The sequence below is a fragment of the Variovorax sp. W2I14 genome, assembly GCF_050435205.1.
Taxonomy (GTDB): Bacteria; Pseudomonadota; Gammaproteobacteria; order Burkholderiales; family Burkholderiaceae_C; genus Variovorax; species Variovorax paradoxus_C.
This window is the reverse complement of the sequence record NZ_JBNDJX010000001.1, coordinates 5810649-5830948: the sequence shown is the minus strand read 5'-3', so window position 1 is coordinate 5830948 and position 20300 is coordinate 5810649. Positions and strand designations below refer to the sequence as shown.

The following is a 20300-nucleotide window of genomic DNA, read 5'->3' as shown; positions in this document are numbered from 1 at the left end:
TACTTACTTGTAGGCAACCGTGAACTGCGCGACCGCGTTGGCCGGGCCGACCGTGACGGCCGTCTTGGTTGCAACGTAGGCTGCCTGGAACTTCAGCGAGTTGTCGCCCAGACCCAGGATGTATTCTCCCGAACTGCCCGTGTTCAAGGCGATCTTGGCGCCGGTGGAATCACCGAGTTCGATGGCCACACCCGAGGCCGAGCCCACGCCAACCTGACCGGCGTTGGCGAGACGCAGGAGAGTGGCGTCGGTGTCGCCAACGCCCGAGAAGCTGACGGTGGCACCCGTCGCCGATGCGCCGCAGCCCAGCAGGTCGATGGTGAACTTGGCTGGCGTGGCCTTCTTGCCGACCGAAGCGGTGCCAGCGGTTGCACCGTCGAACGCGGTGCGCGAGACCTTGCCGAGCGGCACGGTCAGGTTCTGGCTGTTGGGCGAGATCGAGCAAGGTGCGTCGACGATTTCACCGGTGAAATTGATGGTGCCATCGGCGGCGAAAGCGCCTTGCGACAACACGCCGGCCACAGCCAGCGATGCGAACTTGACGAATACAGACTTTTGCATTTTTGCGTTCCCTGAGGAGATGAATAACTGAATTGCAACCTGCCTTAAGCAGGGCAGGCCGCAGTCTAGTTACCCGAAGACGCAAGATGAACGGTTGTTATCGTCAGTTCACACTGGTTAACAGTGTTATCGAACTGAGCGTGACATACACACGAAAGATAACAACTGGAAACTAACTGTTTGCAGCTTGAAGAAGGAGCTTGCAAAGTTCAAGCCGCTGAAGCGATGAGCGCCTTCTGGAAAATACCGATCCTGAAAAGACGTCTTCCTTGCTCTTCATGCGGCCACACGATGGCTGTCCCGCTTCCGATGCATGAAGCACTTGTCGTGCATCCAGCCGTCGGGCCGTTCGCGCCGCCGGCGATTGATGGACGACGGCGGCGCTGCGCGCAGGCGGATGCGCGTTGTGAAAGCTCAAGCTCAGATGGGACCGGTAGCCACCACGTACAGGATCTTTTGCGGCGAGATCCCGATGTGAAGCCCTTCATTCATCAAACTCCAGCTGTCTCCTTGCGGATCAGCCATTGGGTTCCCGAACGCTGAAACTCCAGCGTCTTGCGGCCCACTTCGCTCAAATCGTCCGCGCGGTAGGTCTGCCGAAATCGGGCGGTTGCGGTCTGACCGTCGATGCTAATCGCCAGCCCCTGGACCGTCACGCTGATGGTCGACTTGCCAGCAATGCGTGCCCGGCGTTCTTCTTCCCAGTTCTTGCGGCTTTGTTGCCTGTTGGCCGGCGTGAACTCTGGCGCATAGGCGAGCAGATAGCGGCCAACGTCCCGCGCCGACCAGGCTGCGGCCCAGGCGTGCACGGCGGCTTCCACTTCGGGCGCGCGGGCATCGGATGCCGAAGATGGCGCTGGCTGCGTCGTGCGGGTGGCCGGCGCTGACGATGTGGCCGGTGCGAGCGGTGCGGCCGGCGTGGCGGACGATGGCGTCGGGGGCGCTATCACATACCCCGTGAAGCGCCAGCTGTTGTTCTCCATCGCAAAGCTGATCCTTTCGGATGCGCTCTTGCCATTGCCCAGCTGGGTCGCCAGATCGACATTGGCATAGAGGCCCGCGGGAAAGCCCGACTCGTTGCCCGCGCGGTACTGCAGGCGCGCCACGCTCGACCAGTCGCGGGCGGTCACCGGCCCCATCGACAGCCGCGCCTTGCGTGTGGTCTCGATGAAGGTGGTCTTGGGCACACGGCTCTTCAGCACGCTCGAGCCCGACTCCCAAAGCTCGCCCAGCCGGTCGGCATCTGCTTTCTGAAGGCTTTGCAATGCTGCACGAACCAACTCGTCGGACGATTTGCCTGGTGGTTGCTGCGCCGCAGCAGCGATCAGCGAGGTCGAAGCCATCAGGCATGCGACGAGAAATTGAGTGAGAAATCGATTCATTGCATGCCTTTTCCTTTGGATCTTGTTCAGCTGCTTGCATGGCGAGCAGAACATGACTTCGCGTTGGCGAGGTCGGTCCGGGTCTTGTGATCAGTTCGAGAACGATGCCGATGCTGCCCGGCAGGCGTCACTTCGGGCGGCCGCCAAGTTGCCGTGCGCCGATCGTCGATGCGGCGAAACGACGAGCCGTTTCGCGATCGATCAAAGGCCGCCTTGACGGCTACTTGTATATGACCGTGAAAGTGGCCGTGCCGTTGGCTTGGCCCGGCGTCACCCGCTCGCCGGTCTGGAAGTAGCGCGCGGTGTAGGGCAGCACATAGTCGCCGTCTTTCGACTCGCCCACCAGCGCATCGTCGCCGAACTTCACAGGTGTCCTGCTGTTTCCGTCGACGATCTGGATGCCCACGCCCCTAGCGTTGCTGGTGCCTCCCTGGGTGATCTGCAGCACGCCATCGTCACCAACCGCCGCCGGGTCCTTGGTTGCGTCCATGCGCAGGTACACGATGTTCCGCACGCCAACGCCTGCCCTGCAGTTGAGCGTGATGTCGAAGTTGCGCTCGGCTGTGACACTGCCTCGGCCCTTGAAATTGCTCTGTGGGACTTTCCCGAAGAGAACATCGATTGTCCCTGGGGCCCTCACTTGACAGCTTGGCAGGATGAATTTGGTTGCATTGGCGCTAAAAAAGGCTCGCATGTTCACCCCTCCCAAATCATCCGTTATATCCATTACATTTCCTGAAAAAAGAACCCCCCCTTGGGAACCCCCCGGAATAACAATAAACTCCAAAACAAACATCTGAGGGTTTCCAAAAACTACGCTGGCGCCTGCAGAAAAGCGCGTCTCGAAAGGAAGAGCCCTTTCTCTTATTGGGTCGGGGTTCCCCCCAAAGTCGTACTTCAATCTATAGCCAATCCCGGGAATATTGGTTGTGTAGACATTGTCAAACCCTGGCACCGCAACCCCAAGGCGGACCGAATAGTGGGCAGATCCCCCGTTCGCATCACAACGTGCGATAGTACCCGTCGGAGGAACTATATTTCTGCGAAAAACCGGGGAAAGCACCTGCCCGATCGTTGCATCGGCCGGCACGACAATGTTGCCAGCGTCCATGGTGAAATCGGTTACTCTTAAATTTGGAACACTGATACAAAGAGCATTTGCGTACTGCGAGAAAAAAGTCGCCGCAAATAGCAAAGGATAGATTGCAATTTTTATTGACTTGGAAATAGACACATCCATTTTTTTCCTCTTGCGACAATTTCTTTTAAGCAGAATCACGTCAATTTTGTTTCCCGATATTGTTAATATTGACTTGTCTTTTACCTGCGCATTTCGGCGCAGGGCGGGAATTTCATGAATTTTTCGCAGAATCAGAAGCTGGCTAAAAAGACTCATTTCATTGCCCTCGTCTGCATATCGCTCGCTTGGTCGCGGGGAAATACTTGGCATTGGCCGTTCAACTCACGGATTGGCGGCGGGTTTTTTTCATCGGGCAAGCTGTAGGGCACGACGCACTGGTCGGCCTTCCCTTGACCCCAACGCACCGTGAGATTGCCGCTTTGTGCGGCGCCGGTTACGAAGGCTTGACCGTCTGGCCCGACGATGCCGACCTCCTGGCCCGCTTCGTTCTCGATCTTGGAGCCCATCGGCAGCACGCCGCCCTTCGCATTGGTCAGCACCATCAACAGGCGGAAGCCCACCGAGGTCTCGAACTTCGCGACCACCACCGCGCCGCGCGTGGGCACCACCTCGGTGGCTGCGTTCTTCACTTCGACCGTGTCGCCCAGATCGCCGGTGCGCAGCGCCAACCGGTTGAGCCGGTACGGGCTCAGGTTGGGAATGACCGCGTTGCCGGCCCAATCGGTCGCCACGCCTGGCTGTGACTCGAAGCCCACGCCGGATGCCTTGGGCACCTGCACCAGTGCGACGCTCTCACCCAACGGCTGCGTCAGCGTGACGCCGCCACCGTGGATCAGCACGCCACCCGACACGCCGAAGGTGCTCTGGCCGAAGCCGCGGCCCTTCGAATGGCCGACATCGAAGCGGCCGACCTGCGACAGGTAGCTCGCACTTGCACTGCCGCTGCTGCCGCCGCCCTGGTTGGCTGTGCCGGCCGTCATGTTGTAGGTCAGGCGGCTGTCGTCGAAGGCCGAGCCATAGACGCTGGCCTGCTGGCTGACCCGCCCGGCGTTGTCGCGGTTGACCGTGTACATCGCACTGGCGCGCGTGTCGCCCAACGGGATGCTCAGCGTGAACATCACCTGCCGCACGGCCGGTCCCTGTCGCCCGGCCGCTCCGTTCAGGCTGGAGGTGTGGTTGTAGAAGACGCTGTAGCCGAACTGCTTGTAGTTGCCCGAGTAGCCCACCTGCACCAGCCGGTCTTTTGCACTGGTTCCCCAGTAGCTCTGCTGGCGCGCCGACGCGAACACGCTCCCCCAGTCCTTGATCTGCTGCGAGATCTCGAAGCGCAACTCGTTGCGGCGGCTGTTGAACGACTCGAAAGGCTGCAGGTCCTGCATCTGCACCGCTTCCTGGAAGGTGCGGTAGCCGCTGGTCGAGTAGCGATAACCTGCCACGCGGAAGTTGGTGCCCGATTCGAGAAACGACTTCGAATAGAGGAAGCGCACCGACTGGCCGTCGTGGGTCTTCTGGCCACTGGCGGGCGTGCGATCGGTGGTGCGCGCGCTCGAGAGGTCGACCGACACCGCGCCGAAATCGCGCAGGTTCTTCCCCACGCCGACCAGCAGCGACTGGTACATGTTCGCCATCAGCACACCGCCGTAGACCGAAAACTCATTGCCGAGACCGCGCGCGAGCGTCGCCTGCATGAACATCGGCTGCGAAAGCGACGACCGAATGCCCAGCACGCTGCTGTCACCGAAATTGTTGCGGTACTTGCCGATGGTGGCCGAATAGCGCCAGGTGCCCTCGCGCAACAGCGTCGGCACGGCCGAGAAGGCCTGGGTGTACCTGGTCTGGCGGCCGTCCGCCTCGAGGACCGTCACGTCCAGGTCGCCGCTCGATGAAGTGGGGTACAGGTCGTCGATGACGAACGCGCCCGGGGCCACGAAGGTGCTGTAGATGACATAGCCGTTCTGCCGTACGGTGACACGTGCGTTGGTCTGCGCCACGCCGCGGATGGTGGGCGCGTAGCCCTGCTGGCTGTCGGGCAGCATCGCTTCGTCGGACGAGAGCTGCACGCCGCGGAACGGCAGGCTGTCGAAGAAGTTGCCGGGCGTGTTGCCATCCCCAATCAGCAGGCTGCCGTTGATCGAGGCGATGTCGCGCTGCGCGTAGGTGTTGATGCCCTGCCAGCGGCTCTTGCCATCGATGCCGCGGTTGTAGGTCGAGAAATGGCGAAAGCGCCAGTCGCCATGGTTGAAGCCGGCGCGCAGACCCGCGAACAAGGTGTTGCGCTGGCGGTTCCTGTTGCGATCGAAGATGGAGTTGCTGTCGAACACGTTCTGCGGGGGCGCGAAGGGGTTCGGGTCGTTGCGCGTGTTGTCGCCGCTGTAGCGTGCGAAGTTGATCTGGTAGTCCACCATGCCGGCGGTAATGCCGTTGTCCCACTTCTCGGGGCCGACCGTGCCGCGTGCCGAGCGCCTGAGTGCCGCCTGCGGGATGCTCACGAACAGGCGTTGCTTGCCGGCGTCGTAAGAGAAGGTCGCATCGGGAATGATCGCGCCCAGGTCGACACAGCGATCGTCGTCGGGGGAGGGCGCAGCAATCACCTCGGTACCAACGGACAGCGCGGGAAAGACCTGGACGTTGACACCCCAGGCGTCCAGCATGCTGCGCGTGAGGCAGGGTTCGGCGTCGGCCTTGCCTTCTTTTTCGATGAAGCGGATTTCAGTTTGCCCGACGCCACGCTCGTTGAGCGACACGTCGACCATGTACTTGCCCGGCAGCACACGGTTGCCGAAGGAAAAGAGCGAGAGGTCCGCATGCGGTTGGTCGCCACCAATGCCGAGGAATTCCTCGTTGAAGCTGGAGCCGGCCAACTGCTCCTGTGCATGGCCCGGCATGCCAAGCGTGCTCAGGAGGGCAGCGCACAGGGTTAGCCGGAATGGCGCGCAAAGAACGGGTGGGCGGCACATGGCGGTCATCTCCCGCGTCTCAACGCTTGTCGCCGTCGGCGGAGGGCACGGAAGGCGCAGGCTGCGGGACGAATTCGGCCTTCACTACCGCGGGCTCGGTGCCCACGGGAACCTGCACGCGTTCCTCCGGCGTTTCGCCGCCATAGTCGTTGAGGGTGGTGAAGTTCACCTGGATAGCCTGCGGTGCCTTCACTGCGGTCAGCGGATAGCTCATTTCGCCAAGCGGTGGAACCATGTCGGCGTTGATCAGTTGCTGGCCACTGTTGATGTTCAGCCCGGTGAAGGTCACGTGATAGGCCGTGGGGTTGCCGACCTTGAGCACGGCACCTTGCCCCTCGGCGCCCGCGCTCACCGCCCACTTGAGCTGGCCGCGCGATTCATGGGACTTGCCTGCAAGCTTCGAAGGCCGGTAGAACAACTTGATGCGGCTGCGCACCGCAATCTGCAGCACGTTCTCTTCGCTCGACTTCTCGGGGATCTCCTTGACGTTGAGCCAGAAGACCGATTCGCGGTCGGCCGGCAGATCGCCCTGCACACGCATGATGCGCAGGATGTTTTCCATGCCCGGGTCGAGCCGCGACAGCGGCGGCGTGACCAGGAGCGGGGTCTTGTTCTTGCCTTCGCCGGCGTCGATCCAGGTCTGGACCACGTAGGGCGAGGTGCCGGTGTTCTTGACCGGAATGGAGGCTTCGCGATCCTTCTCGCCGAGGATCACGCGGGTGCCGCCGAGCATCACGCCCGCAGCGGCGGGCCACTGCAGGCCCAGCGTAAGCATGAGGGCGACGGCCCATCGAAAGCGGTTGTTGCTGCGCATAAAAAGAAAAATCCTTGGTCGGCGAATGACGCACATGGAACGCGCACGCGACCTCGCACTGCGGCGCATCGAGGCACCGACAGGAAAAAAGGGAGAAGGAAACGCCGACGCCGACCCGAACGCTTCAGTCCAGGCGCGGCGGCAGACATGGAGGCACCGCCTGCCGACCCGAAGCGGTGTGCGCTTCGATCGGCTGTGGATGCTGCGGGCGCTACTTACTTATAGGCAATCGTGAACTGCGCGACTGCATTGGCTGGGCCGACGGTCACAGCGGGCCCGGTCGCAACGTACGCAGCCTGGAACCTCAGCGAGTTGTCGCCGAGGCCGAGGGGGTAATCCACCGACCTGCCCGTATTCAAAGCAATCTTGGTACCGGCGGAATCAGCGATTTCGATCGCCACACCCGAAGCAGCGGGCGCACCCACTTGGCCCGAGTTGGCCAGACGCAGGGTGGTCGGGTCGGCAACATCACCCCTACCCGAGAAGCTCACGGTTGCGCCCTGGGCCGATGCGCCGCAACCCAGCAGGTCGATCGTGAAGTTGGCGGGAACAGACTTCCTGCCGACGGTCGCGGTGGTGACGGCGGGCGTCACGTTAGGTGCAGTGATGCCGAACACATTGCGCGAGACCTTGCCGAGGGGCACGGTCATGTTTTGGCTATTGGCCGAAACCGAGCAAGGTGCGTCGGTGATTTCACCAGTGAAATTGATGGTGCCGTCGATGGCGAAAGCGCTCTGCGACAACACGCCGGCCACAGCCATCGATGCGAATTTAATGAATACAGACTTCTTCACTTTGCGTTCCCTAGGAATTGAAATTAATTGAATTGCGACTACCCCAATGCAGGGCAGGCCGCAGTTTAATTACCTAGAGAATCAAGAAGACGCCTATTTATCGTAAATTAACAGTAATTGACTGTGTTATCGCGTCAATCGTGAAAAACGCCCAATTGCAAACAAGCTTAATCATTAGCTATTTGTAAAATAAGCTTTCCAAAATTCTCCCCGCTGAATAGCCGGTTGAGCGCCTCCGGAAACGTGTCAATCCCCAAAACGACGTCTTCCTTGCTCTTTATGCGTCCATCTTTCAAGTATCCGGCGAGTTCTGCAATGGCGATGTGGTACCGGTCGGCATAGTCGAACACCACGATGCCCTCCATCCGCGCCCGGTTCACCAGAAGGCTCAGGTAGTTCCTCGGGCCGGCGCCCGGCATGCTGTTGGCATTGTTGTATTGGCTGATCGCGCCGCAGATGATCACGCGGGCCTTGCGTGCGAGCCGAGCCAGCACCGCGTCGAGAATCTCGCCGCCGACGTTGTCGAAGTAGATGTCCACCCCCTTCGGGCAATGCGTCTTCAGGCCTTCGCGCACCGCACCGGCGCCGGCCTTGTAGTCGATGCAGGCATCGAAGCCCAGCTCCTTGACCACCCACTCGCATTTAGCAGCACCGCCGGCGATGCCGACCACGCGGCAGCCCTTGATCTTGGCGAGCTGCCCCACCGTCTGCCCGACCGCTCCGGCCGCGCCGGAGATGACGACCGTTTCGCCCGCTTTGGGCTGGCCCACGTCCATCAGGCCGAAGTAGCCGGTCATGCCCGGCATGCCCAGCACGTTGAGCCATTGCGTGATCGTGCCCACGCTCAGGTCGATCTTGACCAGCCCGCTGCGCTTGATCTGGTCTTCGGGAATCAGGATGTATTCCTGCACGCCCAGCGTGCCGTACACCGTGTCGCCCACCGCGAACTGCGGGTTCTTCGAGGCGATGACCCGGCCGACGCCGCCGGCGCGCATCACCTCGTCGATGGCCACGGGCGCGATGTAGCTCTTGGCGTCGTTGAGCCAGCCGCGCATCGCGGGGTCGAGCGACAGCGACAGCGTCTTGACCAGCACCCCGCCCTCGGCCGGTTCGCCGACCGGCTCGGTGGTGAACTTCCAGTTCTCGCGGGTGGCCGCGCCTTCGGGGCGTTTGGCGAGGCGGACCTGGCGGTTGGCGAGTGAGCTGCTCATGGTGTCTCCTTGATTGACGGGCGCGACAGTGCGGCGGACGCGGGTTGGAGGCGCATCGTAGCCGCGCACCCCGCGCCGCCTGGTAGCGCAGGCGACAGCGAAAACACCGTGAAAAAACTCAGATTCGCACGACGATCTGCAGGCCGGGATTCGCGTTGCGCACGGTCAACGAACCACCGTGCGCCTCGGCGATCAGCCGGCACAGGTACATGCCCAGCCCGACCCCGCCGGTCGCGCGCGCCCGCGCACCGTCGGTGCGGTAGAAGGGCTCGGTCAGCCGCCCGAGCTGCGTCTCGTCGACACCCGGGCCGAAGTCGCGCACCTCGAGTTCGACGCCCTGCACCTGGCCATCCACCACCGCGCGCAGCGACACGCACGGCGGGCGGGGCGCTTCGGTGCTGTAGCGCATGGCGTTGTCCAGCAGGTTGCGCACCAGGAGGCGGAGGCGCATGCGGTCGATCGAATGCGGCGGCAGGCCTTCGGCCAGGTCGAGGTGCACGTTCTCGGCGCCGGGCATCTCGGCCACGATCTGGCGCACGAGCACGGCGAGATCGACCGGCTCTCGCTGCAGCGCCGCATGCGGGCTCGCCAGGCGCTCGCTTTCGAGCAGGTCGCTGATCAGGTCGCGCATTTCGTTGAGGTCGCGCAGCAGCGCCTCGCGTTCGGCCTGGCCCTCGGGCGTGGCCGGCAGCAGTTCGGCATTGAGCCGGGCGCGCGTGAGCGGCGAACGCAGCTCGTGGCTCAGCGCCAGCAGCAGCCCGCGCTTGGCATCGAGCATGGCCTGGATGTCGTCGGCCATGGTGTTGATGCGCTGCGCGAGGTCGCCCAGGTCGTCGTTGCGGCGCACCGGAATCGGCTCGGTGAACTCACCCCGGCCAAAGCGCTGCGCGCCTTCGCGGATGTCGATCAGCGGCCGCAGCAGCCGACTCACGTAGGCGTAGCCCAGCAGCACGCACGACAGCAGCAGGCCCAGCGTGGCCCAGCCGGTCGCACGCGGCGCAAGCTGCCAGAGCTTGGGCGCCCAGCCGAAGATCACGCGGTGGCCATCGGCCGTCGGGCGGATGAACCACTTGTCGCCGCCGAACATGTCTTCGCGGTCGTGCATCCAGCCTCCGGGGCTGTTCGCGCCGCCCGGGTTGGAATCCCAGTTGACGGTGGGACCGACGATGCGGATCGTGATCGGCAGCCGGGCGACCAGCGCTTCTGCGCGCGCCACGTCGGGTGGCGTGCCGATCTCGGCGACGAGCCGGTCGGCGTAGTCCACCAGCATCGGCTTGGCCGCCTCGGCCCATCCGGTGGAAAACGCCTTCTTCATGCCGCCCATGAAGACGCCCGCCATCACCAGTGCGAGCAACACGAACATCATCACGAGACGGATGCGCAGCGACCGGCGCCAACGGCGCTTGCCCTGTACTTTCTCGTGCCACTGGGCGTGCCATTGCTTGCGCATTTCGGCGCGGCGGCAGGCCATCTCGCGCCACGCTTCTCGATGGTCCCGTCCGCCGAACCTCATGCAGGCTCGCTGCGTGCGACGGCCAGCGCATAGCCGGCGTTGCGCAGTGTCTTGATGCAGTCCAGCGGCTCCAGCTTCTTGCGCAGGCGGCTCACCACGATGTCGACCGCGCGGGTGTAGAGCTCGGCCTCGTGCCCGCGCAGGCGATTGAGGATGTCGTCGCGGCTGAAGACCTTGCCGGGCTCGGCCGCCAGCAGCGCGAGCAGTTCGAACTCGGTGCCGGTGAGCTCGACGCGCTCACCCTGGCGCAGCACTTGGCGCCGGTCGAGATCGATCGAGAGGCCGTCGAACACGCGCAGTTGCGTGCCGTTGTTGCCATGTCCGTTCGCCACCGCCGGCGTGCTGCGCTGGCGCCGCAGGATGGTCTGCACGCGCGCAACAAGCTCGCGCGGCTCGAAGGGCTTGGGCACGTAGTCGTCGGCTCCCAGTTCGAGGCCGACCACGCGGTCCATCACCTCGCCGCGCGCGGTGAGCATCACGATGGGAATGTCGCTCTCCTTGCGGATCTCGCGGCACAGCGCAAAGCCGTCCATCTCGGGCAGCATCACGTCCAGGATGGCCGCGTCGTACTGGCCGGCGCGCAGCTTGGCGAGGCCTTCGCTCGGACGCACGGCACTCTCGAGCGTGCAGCCGAAGCGGGCGAAGTAGGTGGTCAGCGGCGCGGCGAGGTGTTCGTCGTCGTCGATCAGCAGGATGCGCGGCATGGCGGGATTGTGCCTCCTGGCAAACATGTGGCGAATGACTTCGCTGGCCATCAGACCGGTCGGCATCGCAGCGCCACAGCCGGCTTCGGCGTCGTTGCCCGGGCGCACGCGGGCGCCTCGGGGGTGTCGTTGTTGGAGCGCATCTTCACCATGGATCGGCACGGCCGATGCGGCCCAGGTGCGTGAGGCCGAAGCCCGAGGCGTACTTCAGCCCGTAGCCGAGTGCGCGGTCGAGTCCGATGTGAGTGAACCAGATCAGCGCGCCGCCCACGGCCCACGGCATGGCCGCGAGCACACCGAGCACGAGAAGCGCGACAGGTCCGACGTACGAGTGGGCCGCGTTGTAGAGCGCCGCGCCTGTGCGCGGACCCGCAAGGTAGCCGAGCAGCGACAGGTCGGGCACGAGCAGCCAGAGCGCGAACACGCCCCAGCCGAGGCCGAACTGCGTGTAGGCAGCCAAGGCGGCGGCCAGCACGAACGCACCTTCGAGCCGCAGCAGGGTGCGCACGCCGCCGGCTGCCGCGTTCGTTGCATCAGCCGCGGGCGCACCCCGCGTCGCCCATGCCACAGGTGCCGAGGCACGCTGCGCCACGAGCCCGTGCGCGGAGACTGACTCAGCCACGATGGCTCCAGCGGCGGCCGCCACGGTCCATGAAGTCGCGGACCTTCTGTTGTTGCGCGGCGTTCAGGCTGTCGAAGAAGTCAGCAGCGGCCGCAATGATTTCGGGGCTGCCGCTCCTCACTGCGGTGGTCTTCTCGTCGATGAGCCGCGTGGCACCCGCTTGGTCGAGCTTGTTGCCCGCGAACAGTGCCTTGAACTGCGAGCGCGGATCGCCCGCGCCACCCGCGCCGCGCAGGGCTTCACGCTGCGCCTGCAGCTTCTCGGCCAGCACGGTGAGCTTCTGTTTTTGCGCGGTGTCGAGTTCGAGCTTGCTGCCCACGCGCTCGACCATCTTGCTGCGGAACTCGGCGCTGTCACCGCCCCAGCCCTGACGTTGACCTGCACAGCCGGCGATGCTGCCAGCCACCATCGCCGCGCCGGCGAAACCGAAGAGAGTGCGCTTGATCCAGTGTTTCATGAGACGTCCTTGTGTTGTCGGAAGAAGAGGAAGCTCGATGGTGCGATTGGCGCGCTCCGAAGTCCTCTCAGCGCGGTTTCGGCGTGTTTCGTTTTATTGCGACAGGCGAGGCAACAGCGCGCCGAACGCGATTCAGAGCTTGCTGCTGTTGTTGCGCACGGCTTCGGCGCGTGCGTCGACGGGGTTCTGCATCGTCGAGATGACCTTGCTGTTCACGCGCGAACCGGAGGTCACGTTCTGGTCGGGGGCGGCTGCGGTGCGCATGGCTTCGGCCACGACGCGCGCGCGTTCGGTCGAAACCGCCACGGTTTCGGGGCCGCGCGAGCCGCGCACGATGTTCTGGTTCGGCGCCGATGCGGTGCGCACGGCTTCGGCGCTGACCTCGGCGCGGCTCATGGCCGACACGGCGGGCTGAACGCCCTGGTAGCTCTCGGCCTTGGCGCCGGCTGCAGCGAGCATGGCGAACGAGCCGACGGTGACGATCTGGGTCAGGGAGAGGGACTTCATGATGCAAACCTTTCAGGGAGTGTTGAGGAGCCCTGATCGTGCGTGCGCAGGCGCGGCAAGTCCTTTCGCCGCGGTTTCGGCGTGTTTCGTTTTATTGCGGCGGAGCTTTTCGCTCGCCCCCAGGCTGCGCGCACTTCGTGTCGCTTCTCCTTCCCCCTACCGGGGGCATCACCGAAGGCCCGGCAAAGCCGGTTCCTTGGTGTTTCGCGAAAGGGCGGGCTTGCTGCGCGGCGCCGCCGCGGCGGTCAGCCCGTGAGCGCGGCCGAGGGGTCGTCCGACTCGAGCACGCCGCGCGCCCACGGCTCCAGCTTGCTGGTGTCCGCGCGCAGCACCTCCTGCTTCACGGCCAGGATGCGCGACGGATGCATCGAGAAGCTGCGCAATCCGAGCCCGAGCAGCAGGCGCGTGAAGGCCACATCGCCCGCCATCTCGCCGCACACGGCCACGCCCTTGCCCTGGCGGCGGCACTCGGCAATGGTGTCGGCCACCAGCTTGAGCACCGCGGGGTGCGCGGGGTCGTAGAGGTGCGCGACGGACTCGTCGGCACGGTCGATCGCCAGCGTGTACTGGATCAGGTCGTTGGTGCCGATCGACAGGAAATCGAAGTGCTTCAAGAAGGTCTTGAGCGTGAGCGCGGCGGCCGGAATCTCGATCATGGCGCCGAGCTTCACGGCGCCATGCACGACGCCGCGGTTGTCGAGCTCCGTGCGCGCAAAGTCGATGAGCGAAAGCGTCTGGCGGATCTCGCTCGCGTGCGCGAGCATCGGAATCAGCAGGTGGATCTCGCCGTGCGCCGCGGCACGCAGGATCGCGCGCAACTGCGTGAGAAACATCGCCGGATCGGCCAGGCTCCAGCGAATGGCGCGCAGGCCGAGCGCGGGATTCAGGTGCTCCTGCTTGCTGCCGGACTTGCTGTCCAGCTGCTTGTCGGCGCCCACGTCGATGGTGCGGATCGTGACCGGCATGCCCTGCATGCCCTCGACCGCGCGCTTGTAGGCCTGGTATTGCTCTTCCTCGTCGGGCAGGCGCGTCTGGCGCGCAGACGACTCGCGGCCCATGAAAAGGAATTCGCTGCGAAAGAGGCCCACGCCCACGGCACCGGCCTTGACGGCGCCCACGGTGTCCTCGGGCATCTCGATATTGGCGAGAAGTTCGACGCGCTGGCCATCGAGCGTGACGGCCGGCTTGTGCCGCAGCCGCGCGAGCCGGCCACGTTCAAGATCGCCCTGGCGCTGCTTGAAACCGTACTCGGCCAGGATGATCGGTGAGGGGTCGATGATCATCACGCCGGCATCGCCGTCGATGATGACCCAGTCGTCCTGGCGCACCAACTGGCTCGCGGTACGCGCACCGACGATGGCCGGGATGTCCATGCTGCGCGCGACGATCGCGGTGTGCGAAGTGCGCCCGCCCACATCGGTCACGAAACCCGCGAACACGCTCTTCTTGAACTGGAGCATGTCGGCCGGCGAGAGGTCGTGCGCGATCAGCACCAGCGGCACGTCGATGCCGTCGCCCGCGGTGGGATCGTCGTCATCGTCGTGCGTCGCGGCGCGCTTGCGGCGCGGCGGGCTGGGCGCGAGCACCGCGGCCGTCCCCTTCATGCGGTGCAGGAGGCGCTCGACCACCTGCTCGAGGTCGGCCTTGCGCTCGCGCAGGTACTCGTCCTCCATCTCGTCGAACTGGCGCGCGATGATCTCCAGCTGCGTGGTCAGCGCCCATTCGGCGTTGTAGAGCCGGTCGGTGATCCAGTGCTTGACGCCGCCGGTGAGGGCCTCGTCCTGCAGCAGCATCTGATGCACCTCGAGCAACGCGGCGAGCTCGTGCGGCGCATCGTTCGGGCCCATCTGCGCGACGCTGGTCTGCAGCTTGGCAAGCTCGTCGGCGACGGCATTGCGCGCGGTGCGCACACGGTCGATCTCGGCCTCGATTTCCTCGGGCTTGATGAAGTAGTGGGCAACGTCGATGCGGCTGGACACCACCAGCACCGCGCGGCCGATGGCAATGCCACGGGCGACAGGAAGGCCGTGGACTGCGAAGGTCATGGCTTCAGATCTCCCGTCCGCCGCGACCGCGAAGCGAAAGCGAATTCGGGGGATGCCGTCGAACCGGCTTTGCCGGGCGACTGGCATCGCCCCCTGGAAGGGGGTTGGCGTTTACACGAAGTGAAAAAGCCTGGGGGTAAGCCATTTCATTCGCCTTCGCCGAACTTGTCGTCCATCAACTGGACGATGGCGTTCATCGCTTCTTCTTCCTGCGGGCCGTTGGTCTCGAGCTCGACGGTGGAGCCAAGGCCTGCGGCCAGCATCATGACGCCCATGATGCTCTTGGCATTGATGCGGCGGTCGCCGCGCGAGAGCCACACCTCGCAGGGGTAGCTGCCTGCGAGCTTGGTCAGCTTGGCCGATGCGCGTGCGTGCAGGCCCAGCTTATTGCTGATGGTCACGGATTTCTTGATCACTGTGCTTTCTTTTTGCCTGGTTCTGGGGAGCCGCCACCGCCACCTGCATGACGCCCGCGGTGCCACCCGCGATGGCGCGCTGCACGAGCGTGTCGAGCGGTTCGTGGCGGTAGGTGACAGCGCGCAGCAGCATCGGCAGGTTCACGCCCGCCACCAGCCGCGACTGGACGCCGTCCACCAGCTTCTGCGCCACGTTGCAGGGTGTGGCGCCGAACACATCGGCCAGCACCAGCACCTGCGAGCGCGGGGCATGCAGCTGCTGCTGGAGCGTGATGCGAGCGGCGGCCAGCGTTTCCTCGGGCGACACATTGGGTAGTACGTCGAGCGCGACGACGGCCTGCTCGCAGTCGGGAAACACATGCAGCGCGCACTGCCGCAGCGCCTGCGCGAACGGTGAGTGGGCAATGATGAGGATGCTGTTCATGCGGCTCAGGGGACGACGCGTCGATTATGCGGGGGCGCCCAGGGAAAGTAGAGATAAGACATAACGCATCAGCCCGCGAAAAAACGGACAGCGCCGCCCCTCATGGAAGGCGCAGGCCCTCGAAGAAGGTCTTCGACGCCTCGGGCGTGGATGGCTTGCCGAGCACGGTCGCCTGGTAGAGCGCCACGGTGCCGTTTTTCTGCGATTGGGCGAACCAAAGCACCTGCACGGGTGCCGAGCCAGGTTGCGCCGGTTGTGCATCGAGGCGCACCGGCGCGGGCATCGCGGTCGCGCGCGGCAGGACCGCCGGGGCTTCCGCCACCTTCGCGTCGCCCAACTGGCTGCGCGTGGCCGCGCGCCAAGCGTTGAGCCAGGCCTCGGCCTGCTCCGGACTGCCGGCGGAAGCATGGGCAATCGCGAAGGTCACGCCGCCGGTCTCGCAGCCGGCCATGTCGACCTGCACGGATTCGGCGCCCAGCGGCAGCGCGCGGTTCGCGCGGTCGGGCTTGCAAGGCAGGAGCGCGACCAGGCCCGCATCGGCGATCGGCACCTCGCGCCAGTTGAAGGTGGGGCTGCAGGCGGCGAGAAAGGCGGCTGCGGCGGTCAGCGCAAGCCAGGGGCGGGGGGCAAACGACGGCATGGGGGAGCGATTATCGAGCGGGCTCGGGCCCATGCCAGCACGATCCGGCAGGCGGAACTAAAATCGCGCCGCCCTTCTCTCTCCCGCTGCCATGAAAAAATACATCGCTGCCGCCGCCGTCGCTCTTGCATTGGCCGTTGGCGTGGGCGTGTACCTCGGCTCCGGCAACACAGCCGCCCCGGCCTCCACCTTCGTGCTGCTGGACGGCAGCCAGAAGACCACCGCCGACCTGAAGGGCAAGGTCACCCTGGTCAACTTCTGGGCCACGAGCTGCGTGACCTGCGTCGGCGAGATGCCCAAGGTCATCGCGACCTACGACAAGTACAAGTCCAAGGGCTACGACACGCTGGCGGTGGCCATGAGCTACGACCCGCCAAGCTACGTCGTCAACTTCGCCGAAACCCGCAAGCTGCCGTTCAAGGTGGCGATCGACAACACCGGCAGCGTGGCGCAAGCCTGGGGCGATGTGAAGCTCACGCCGACCACCTACCTGGTCAACAAGCAGGGCGAAATCGTGAAGCGCTACGTGGGCGAGCCGGACTTCGCCGAGCTGCACAAGCTCATCGAGAAGCTGCTCGCCGAGGCCTGAAGCTTCTTCGCCCCCAATAAAAAAGGCGCTACCCGGTAGCGCCTTTTGTTTTTTGCAGCCGCTCTTACTGGTTGCGGAAGCTGTCGTGGCAAGCCTTGCAGCTCGCGCCGGTCGGACCGAACTGGGCCTTCAGCGCGTCGATGTTACCGGCCTTGGCGGCAACCACCAGCTTGCCGGTTTCCTCGATCAGCTTCTGCTGGCGTTCCTTGAACTTGGCGTCTTCCTTCCAGACTTCAGGCTTGGCCTTGCCGCCCTCGGTGCCGGCGCCGAAACCCGCCCAGGGCAGCTTCGCCATGTCGGCCACGACCTCGGCATTGGCTGCGGCAGCCGCTGCATCGTAGGGAATCCGGCCGTTGGCCATGGCGCCCAGGCGGCCGAAATGCTGACTCATCACGAACAGCGCGCTCTGGCGGTACTTGATGGCGTCCTCGGGCTTTGCGAATTGGGCAGCAGCGGGCAGGGACATCGCAGCGCAGGCGGCTGCAAGGGCGAACGAGGCAAGTCGGATCATCGTGGGTCCTTGTGTGGGGTGGCAACGCCGTCGAACGCAGCGCTGCGGCCGAGTGTAGGGGCAGGTCATGTCGGAGGCATAGCAACAACCCGAAGCAGCCATCTGCCCGGACTTTGCTAACCTCCGCCTTCCGCAGCCTCGCGCCACCGCGCCCCCATCGATGACCGATACCTCCGTGGCCGCCCTCCAGGCGACCGCCAGCACCGCGGCCCCCACGCGCGTCTGGGACCTGCCGACGCGTCTTTTCCACTGGGCATTGGCTGTCACCGTGATCGGCCTGATCGGAACCGGCCTCAGCGGCATCATGGAATGGCACTTCCGGCTCGGGTACACGGTGCTCGCGCTGCTGCTGTTCCGGCTGCTCTGGGGCTTTGTGGGCGGGCGCTGGTCGCGCTTCGCGGCGTTCATCTATGCGCCGGGGTCGGTCATCAACTATCTGCGTGGGCGGGCGCATCCGGACCACCTGATCGGGCACACGCCGCTAGGGGCGCTCTCGGTGTTCGCGGTGCTGGCGATCCTGGCTTTCCAGGTCGCCACCGGGCTGATGGCCGACGACGAGATTTCGGCCTCCGGCCCGCTCACCCGCTTCGTCTCGGGTGCGGTGGTGAGCTTCGCCACCGGCTGGCACAAGGCACAGGGCAAATGGATCGTGATCACGCTCGTCAGCCTGCATGTGCTGGCCGTGCTGTTCTATGTGCTGGTCAGGCGGCATCGCCTGGTGCGACCGATGGTGTCGGGCGACAAGCTCGTAGCGCGCACCAACGGTGAGGTCGCCGGGAGCCGCGACGACGCGGCTTCGCGCGGGCTGGCGCTGGTGCTGTTCGCGCTGTGCGCGGGCGTGGCGTACTGGGTGGCGTCGCTGCGCATATGAGCTCTTCGATTTCGCGCCCGCTGCCGCTTGCGGACACACCGGTCGTCGTGCTCCTCACGCCCGATGAAGCCCATGAGATCGATGCAACGCGCGCGATCTTCCGCGACTACGCGGCCTCGCTGAACATCGACCTGGACTTCCAGGATTTCGACAGCGAGCTGGCCGACCTTCCGGGCGAATACGCCGAACCGCGCGGCACGCTGCTGCTGGCGCTGGTGGACCCAGCGAACATCAAGGAAGAAATCGGCCGGCAGGCACCGATGCTGCGGCGCGCCGATGGCTCGCTCGCGCACGTGGCAGGCTGCTGCGCCCTGCGCCCGCTCGACAACGCGGACTATGCGAATGCGGCGGAAATGAAGCGGCTGTTCGTGCGCCCCGGCTTTCGGGGACTCGGCCTGGGCCGGCAGCTTGCCGAGGCGATCCTCGACGCGGCACGCGCCGCAGGCTACGGCTGCGTGCTGCTCGATACGCTCGACGACATGGAATCGGCGCGGGCACTCTACGAAGACCTGGGCTTCGAGGAGGTGCCGCCCTACTATCACAACCCCATCGCCGGAGCTCACTACCTCAAGGCCGATCTCTGAGCGATCGGCCGATCAATCAGCCGCGGGCTTGCGCCAGCAGCGTGTCCGCGTCGCTGACTTCGAACTTGCCGGGGGCCTCGACGTTGAGCGTCGCGACCTTGCCGTCCTTCACGAGCATCGAATAACGGTTGCTGCGCAGGCCCATGCCACGGCCCGTCAGGTCGAGCGTGAGGCCGGTGGCCTTGGCGAAATCGGCGCTGCCGTCGGCCAGCATGCGCACCTTGGCGCCGGTCTTCTGGTCGCGCGCCCAAGCGCCCATCACGAAGGCATCGTTCACGCTCACGCACCAGATCTCGTCCACGCCGGCGGCCTTGAAGTCGTCGAAGTGCTGCACGTAGCCCGGCACATGCTTGGCCGAGCAGGTGGGCGTGAAGGCGCCCGGCAGTGCGAACAGCGCGATGGTCTTGCCGGCCGAAGCCTTGGCCACGTCCACCGCGTTCGGGCCGATGCTGCAGCCTTCGCCCTCGACTTCTGAATATTCCTGCAGGGTTGCCGAAGGAAGGGTGTCACCGACTTTGATCATTGAATGCTCCTGAAAAAGAAAAACGGCCCACATTGTGGGCCGTTTCCGGTTGAGTCGTTCAACTCGAAGATCAGACCAGCACGGCCTTCTCGACCAAGCGGGTCACAACCCAGTTCTTGGTCTTCGAGATCGGACGGCTTTCCGTGATCTCGATGGTGTCGCCGAGTTTGTATTCGCCATTTTCGTCATGGGCGTGGTACTTGCTCGTCTTGGCCACGATCTTGCCGTAGAGCTCGTGCTTCACACGGCGCTCGACCAGCACGGTCACGGTCTTGGCACGCTTGTCGCTGACCACCTTGCCGATCAAGGTGCGCTTGAGGGATTTTTTAGCTTCCGTCATGTTCACTCCTTACTTGGCGGCTTGGGTTTCTTGCTGCTTCTGCGCAAGAATGGTCTTGGCGCGCGCGATGTCGCGGCGCGTCACGCGCAGCGTCGAGGTGTTCGACAGCTGTTGCGTGGCTTTCTGCATGCGCAGACCGAAGTGGGCCTTCTGCAGGTCCTTGATTTCGGCTTCGAGGCCTGCAACGTCCTTCGTGCGAAGGGTTGCAGCCTTGGTGACCTTGGCCGGAGCCACGGTTTCTTTTTTCTTACGTGTTGCCATGGATGTTCTCCTCTCAGGCGCCGAGCTGGCGAGCGACGAACGTCGTGCGCAGCGGAAGCTTGGCGGCGGCCAGGCGGAACGCTTCGCGGGCGAGTTCTTCGGGCACGCCGACGATCTCGAACACGATCTTGCCAGGCTGGATTTCAGCGACGTAGTACTCGGGGTTGCCCTTACCGTTACCCATCCGAACTTCGGCGGGCTTGGTCGAGATTGGCTTGTCCGGGAACACGCGGATCCAGATACGGCCACCGCGCTTCACGTGACGCGAAATCGCGCGACGAGCGGCTTCGATCTGGCGCGCCGTGAGGCGGCCGCGGTCGGTGCATTTGAGACCGAAGTCACCGAACGCAACCGAGTTACCCGTGGTTGCGATGCCGGTGTTGCGGCCCTTTTGTTCCTTGCGGAACTTTCTGCGTGCAGGTTGCAGCATTTT

24 protein-coding genes are annotated in these 20300 nt (G+C 64.5%); 3 read left to right on the top strand and 21 right to left on the bottom strand.

All coding sequences use genetic code 11. The annotated features are described in order from the left end of the window. Nucleotides 1–3: 3 nt before the first annotated feature. From QF040_RS27295 to QF040_RS27220, 16 genes are all read right to left on the bottom strand, one after another. On the bottom strand, nucleotides 4–561 hold the full coding sequence (locus tag QF040_RS27295) for a fimbrial protein (protein WP_429613592.1): 558 nt from the start codon (nucleotides 559–561) through the stop codon (nucleotides 4–6). 491 nt (nucleotides 562–1052) lie between these two features. Next, on the bottom strand, nucleotides 1053–1943 hold the full coding sequence (locus QF040_RS27290) for a DUF4019 domain-containing protein (RefSeq protein ID WP_429613591.1): 891 nt from the start codon (nucleotides 1941–1943) through the stop codon (nucleotides 1053–1055). Between the two features lie 220 nt (nucleotides 1944–2163). Continuing rightward, a complete protein-coding gene (locus tag QF040_RS27285; protein WP_429613590.1) occupies nucleotides 2164–3339 on the bottom strand; it encodes a fimbrial protein in 1176 nt (391 codons plus the stop codon). After that, the gene (locus QF040_RS27280) at nucleotides 3336–5969 is read right to left on the bottom strand and encodes a fimbria/pilus outer membrane usher protein (protein WP_429613589.1); all 2634 of its coding nucleotides are present in this window, start codon (nucleotides 5967–5969) and stop codon (nucleotides 3336–3338) included. Before QF040_RS27280 ends, QF040_RS27285 begins: the two co-directional genes overlap by 4 nt. A 91-nt stretch (nucleotides 5970–6060) precedes the next feature. Further along, nucleotides 6061–6855, bottom strand: coding sequence for a fimbrial biogenesis chaperone (locus QF040_RS27275; protein ID WP_429613588.1), 795 nt, complete (start codon nucleotides 6853–6855; stop codon nucleotides 6061–6063). Nucleotides 6856–7070: 215 nt separating this feature from the next. Further along, a complete protein-coding gene (locus QF040_RS27270; protein ID WP_429613587.1) occupies nucleotides 7071–7649 on the bottom strand; it encodes a fimbrial protein in 579 nt (192 codons plus the stop codon). Nucleotides 7650–7816: 167 nt separating this feature from the next. Continuing rightward, nucleotides 7817–8860 carry an NADP-dependent oxidoreductase gene (locus QF040_RS27265; protein ID WP_429613586.1) on the bottom strand — a complete coding sequence of 348 codons (1044 nt, stop codon included), beginning with the start codon at nucleotides 8858–8860 and terminating at the stop codon, nucleotides 7817–7819. Nucleotides 8861–8978: 118 nt separating this feature from the next. Further along, nucleotides 8979–10331 carry an ATP-binding protein gene (locus QF040_RS27260; protein ID WP_429613585.1) on the bottom strand — a complete coding sequence of 451 codons (1353 nt, stop codon included), beginning with the start codon at nucleotides 10329–10331 and terminating at the stop codon, nucleotides 8979–8981. Nucleotides 10332–10369: 38 nt separating this feature from the next. Next, nucleotides 10370–11077: a response regulator transcription factor gene (locus QF040_RS27255; RefSeq protein WP_429613584.1), complete on the bottom strand. Its 708-nt coding sequence runs from the start codon at nucleotides 11075–11077 to the stop codon at nucleotides 10370–10372. Between the two features lie 145 nt (nucleotides 11078–11222). Beyond that, nucleotides 11223–11699 carry a DUF4260 domain-containing protein gene (locus QF040_RS27250; RefSeq protein ID WP_429613583.1) on the bottom strand — a complete coding sequence of 159 codons (477 nt, stop codon included), beginning with the start codon at nucleotides 11697–11699 and terminating at the stop codon, nucleotides 11223–11225. Continuing rightward, nucleotides 11692–12156, bottom strand: a complete 465-nt coding sequence (locus QF040_RS27245; RefSeq protein WP_429613582.1) for a Spy/CpxP family protein refolding chaperone — start codon at nucleotides 12154–12156, stop codon at nucleotides 11692–11694. The genes QF040_RS27250 and QF040_RS27245 overlap by 8 nt, the downstream gene beginning before the upstream one ends. A gap of 132 nt (nucleotides 12157–12288) precedes the next feature. Next, nucleotides 12289–12663, bottom strand: a complete 375-nt coding sequence (locus QF040_RS27240) for a DUF4148 domain-containing protein (RefSeq protein ID WP_307611750.1) — start codon at nucleotides 12661–12663, stop codon at nucleotides 12289–12291. A gap of 245 nt (nucleotides 12664–12908) precedes the next feature. Then, entirely contained in the window at nucleotides 12909–14708 is a 1800-nt protein-coding gene (ptsP, locus tag QF040_RS27235; protein WP_429613581.1) for a phosphoenolpyruvate--protein phosphotransferase, read from the bottom strand. Nucleotides 14709–14854: 146 nt separating this feature from the next. Further along, on the bottom strand, nucleotides 14855–15124 hold the full coding sequence (locus tag QF040_RS27230; protein WP_354357669.1) for an HPr family phosphocarrier protein: 270 nt from the start codon (nucleotides 15122–15124) through the stop codon (nucleotides 14855–14857). Continuing rightward, nucleotides 15093–15548 (bottom strand): PTS sugar transporter subunit IIA, encoded by a 456-nt coding sequence (locus QF040_RS27225; RefSeq protein WP_013543931.1) that lies wholly within the window; start codon nucleotides 15546–15548, stop codon nucleotides 15093–15095. The genes QF040_RS27230 and QF040_RS27225 overlap by 32 nt, the downstream gene beginning before the upstream one ends. Before the next feature lie 100 nt (nucleotides 15549–15648). Then, nucleotides 15649–16188: a hypothetical protein gene (locus QF040_RS27220; protein WP_429613580.1), complete on the bottom strand. Its 540-nt coding sequence runs from the start codon at nucleotides 16186–16188 to the stop codon at nucleotides 15649–15651. 91 nt (nucleotides 16189–16279) lie between these two features. On the opposite strand from QF040_RS27220, the gene QF040_RS27215 reads away from it, so the two are divergent. After that, nucleotides 16280–16777: a TlpA disulfide reductase family protein gene (locus tag QF040_RS27215; RefSeq protein WP_042578715.1), complete on the top strand. Its 498-nt coding sequence runs from the start codon at nucleotides 16280–16282 to the stop codon at nucleotides 16775–16777. A 64-nt stretch (nucleotides 16778–16841) separates the two neighbouring features. Here QF040_RS27215 and QF040_RS27210 read toward each other — a convergent pair whose 3' ends face one another. Further along, nucleotides 16842–17288, bottom strand: a complete 447-nt coding sequence (locus tag QF040_RS27210) for a c-type cytochrome (protein WP_429613579.1) — start codon at nucleotides 17286–17288, stop codon at nucleotides 16842–16844. 160 nt (nucleotides 17289–17448) lie between these two features. On the opposite strand from QF040_RS27210, the gene QF040_RS27205 reads away from it, so the two are divergent. Together QF040_RS27205 and QF040_RS27200 are read left to right on the top strand one after the other, a co-directional pair. Next, nucleotides 17449–18159 (top strand): cytochrome b/b6 domain-containing protein, encoded by a 711-nt coding sequence (locus QF040_RS27205; protein WP_429613578.1) that lies wholly within the window; start codon nucleotides 17449–17451, stop codon nucleotides 18157–18159. Further along, on the top strand, nucleotides 18156–18743 hold the full coding sequence (locus tag QF040_RS27200; RefSeq protein ID WP_307602717.1) for a GNAT family N-acetyltransferase: 588 nt from the start codon (nucleotides 18156–18158) through the stop codon (nucleotides 18741–18743). Before QF040_RS27205 ends, QF040_RS27200 begins: the two co-directional genes overlap by 4 nt. A 16-nt stretch (nucleotides 18744–18759) precedes the next feature. Here QF040_RS27200 and QF040_RS27195 read toward each other — a convergent pair whose 3' ends face one another. The 4 genes from QF040_RS27195 to rplP form a co-directional block, all read right to left on the bottom strand. After that, a complete protein-coding gene (locus tag QF040_RS27195; RefSeq protein ID WP_013543937.1) occupies nucleotides 18760–19266 on the bottom strand; it encodes a peroxiredoxin in 507 nt (168 codons plus the stop codon). A gap of 70 nt (nucleotides 19267–19336) precedes the next feature. Next, on the bottom strand, nucleotides 19337–19606 hold the full coding sequence (gene rpsQ / locus QF040_RS27190; protein ID WP_013543938.1) for a 30S ribosomal protein S17: 270 nt from the start codon (nucleotides 19604–19606) through the stop codon (nucleotides 19337–19339). A 9-nt stretch (nucleotides 19607–19615) separates the two neighbouring features. Further along, nucleotides 19616–19867, bottom strand: coding sequence for a 50S ribosomal protein L29 (gene rpmC / locus QF040_RS27185; RefSeq protein WP_429613577.1), 252 nt, complete (start codon nucleotides 19865–19867; stop codon nucleotides 19616–19618). A gap of 13 nt (nucleotides 19868–19880) precedes the next feature. Next, nucleotides 19881–20297 (bottom strand): 50S ribosomal protein L16, encoded by a 417-nt coding sequence (rplP, locus tag QF040_RS27180; RefSeq protein ID WP_007838137.1) that lies wholly within the window; start codon nucleotides 20295–20297, stop codon nucleotides 19881–19883. Nucleotides 20298–20300: the final 3 nt, after the last annotated feature.

Excerpts from the sequence above, each read along its gene's own strand:
- QF040_RS27290 (WP_429613591.1), bottom strand. The coding sequence starts at position 1,943 with ATGAATCGATTTCTCACTCAATTTCTCGTCGCATGCCTGATGGCTTCG.
- rpmC (WP_429613577.1), bottom strand. The coding sequence starts at position 19,867 with ATGGCAACACGTAAGAAAAAAGAAACCGTGGCTCCGGCCAAGGTCACC.
- QF040_RS27275 (WP_429613588.1), bottom strand. The coding sequence starts at position 6,855 with ATGCGCAGCAACAACCGCTTTCGATGGGCCGTCGCCCTCATGCTTACG.
- QF040_RS27265 (WP_429613586.1), bottom strand. The coding sequence starts at position 8,860 with ATGAGCAGCTCACTCGCCAACCGCCAGGTCCGCCTCGCCAAACGCCCC.
- QF040_RS27205 (WP_429613578.1), top strand. The coding sequence starts at position 17,449 with ATGACCGATACCTCCGTGGCCGCCCTCCAGGCGACCGCCAGCACCGCG.
- QF040_RS27255 (WP_429613584.1), bottom strand. The coding sequence starts at position 11,077 with ATGCCGCGCATCCTGCTGATCGACGACGACGAACACCTCGCCGCGCCG.
- ptsP (WP_429613581.1), bottom strand. The coding sequence starts at position 14,708 with ATGACCTTCGCAGTCCACGGCCTTCCTGTCGCCCGTGGCATTGCCATC.
- QF040_RS27295 (WP_429613592.1), bottom strand. The coding sequence starts at position 561 with ATGCAAAAGTCTGTATTCGTCAAGTTCGCATCGCTGGCTGTGGCCGGC.
- QF040_RS27260 (WP_429613585.1), bottom strand. The coding sequence starts at position 10,331 with ATGGCCTGCCGCCGCGCCGAAATGCGCAAGCAATGGCACGCCCAGTGG.
- QF040_RS27245 (WP_429613582.1), bottom strand. The coding sequence starts at position 12,156 with ATGAAACACTGGATCAAGCGCACTCTCTTCGGTTTCGCCGGCGCGGCG.
- QF040_RS27240 (WP_307611750.1), bottom strand. The coding sequence starts at position 12,663 with ATGAAGTCCCTCTCCCTGACCCAGATCGTCACCGTCGGCTCGTTCGCC.
- QF040_RS27225 (WP_013543931.1), bottom strand. The coding sequence starts at position 15,548 with ATGAACAGCATCCTCATCATTGCCCACTCACCGTTCGCGCAGGCGCTG.
- QF040_RS27220 (WP_429613580.1), bottom strand. The coding sequence starts at position 16,188 with ATGCCGTCGTTTGCCCCCCGCCCCTGGCTTGCGCTGACCGCCGCAGCC.
- QF040_RS27195 (WP_013543937.1), bottom strand. The coding sequence starts at position 19,266 with ATGATCAAAGTCGGTGACACCCTTCCTTCGGCAACCCTGCAGGAATAT.
- QF040_RS27280 (WP_429613589.1), bottom strand. The coding sequence starts at position 5,969 with ATGCCGGGCCATGCACAGGAGCAGTTGGCCGGCTCCAGCTTCAACGAG.
- rplP (WP_007838137.1), bottom strand. The coding sequence starts at position 20,297 with ATGCTGCAACCTGCACGCAGAAAGTTCCGCAAGGAACAAAAGGGCCGC.
- QF040_RS27200 (WP_307602717.1), top strand. The coding sequence starts at position 18,156 with ATGAGCTCTTCGATTTCGCGCCCGCTGCCGCTTGCGGACACACCGGTC.
- QF040_RS27210 (WP_429613579.1), bottom strand. The coding sequence starts at position 17,288 with ATGATCCGACTTGCCTCGTTCGCCCTTGCAGCCGCCTGCGCTGCGATG.
- rpsQ (WP_013543938.1), bottom strand. The coding sequence starts at position 19,606 with ATGACGGAAGCTAAAAAATCCCTCAAGCGCACCTTGATCGGCAAGGTG.
- QF040_RS27215 (WP_042578715.1), top strand. The coding sequence starts at position 16,280 with ATGAAAAAATACATCGCTGCCGCCGCCGTCGCTCTTGCATTGGCCGTT.
- QF040_RS27285 (WP_429613590.1), bottom strand. The coding sequence starts at position 3,339 with ATGAGTCTTTTTAGCCAGCTTCTGATTCTGCGAAAAATTCATGAAATT.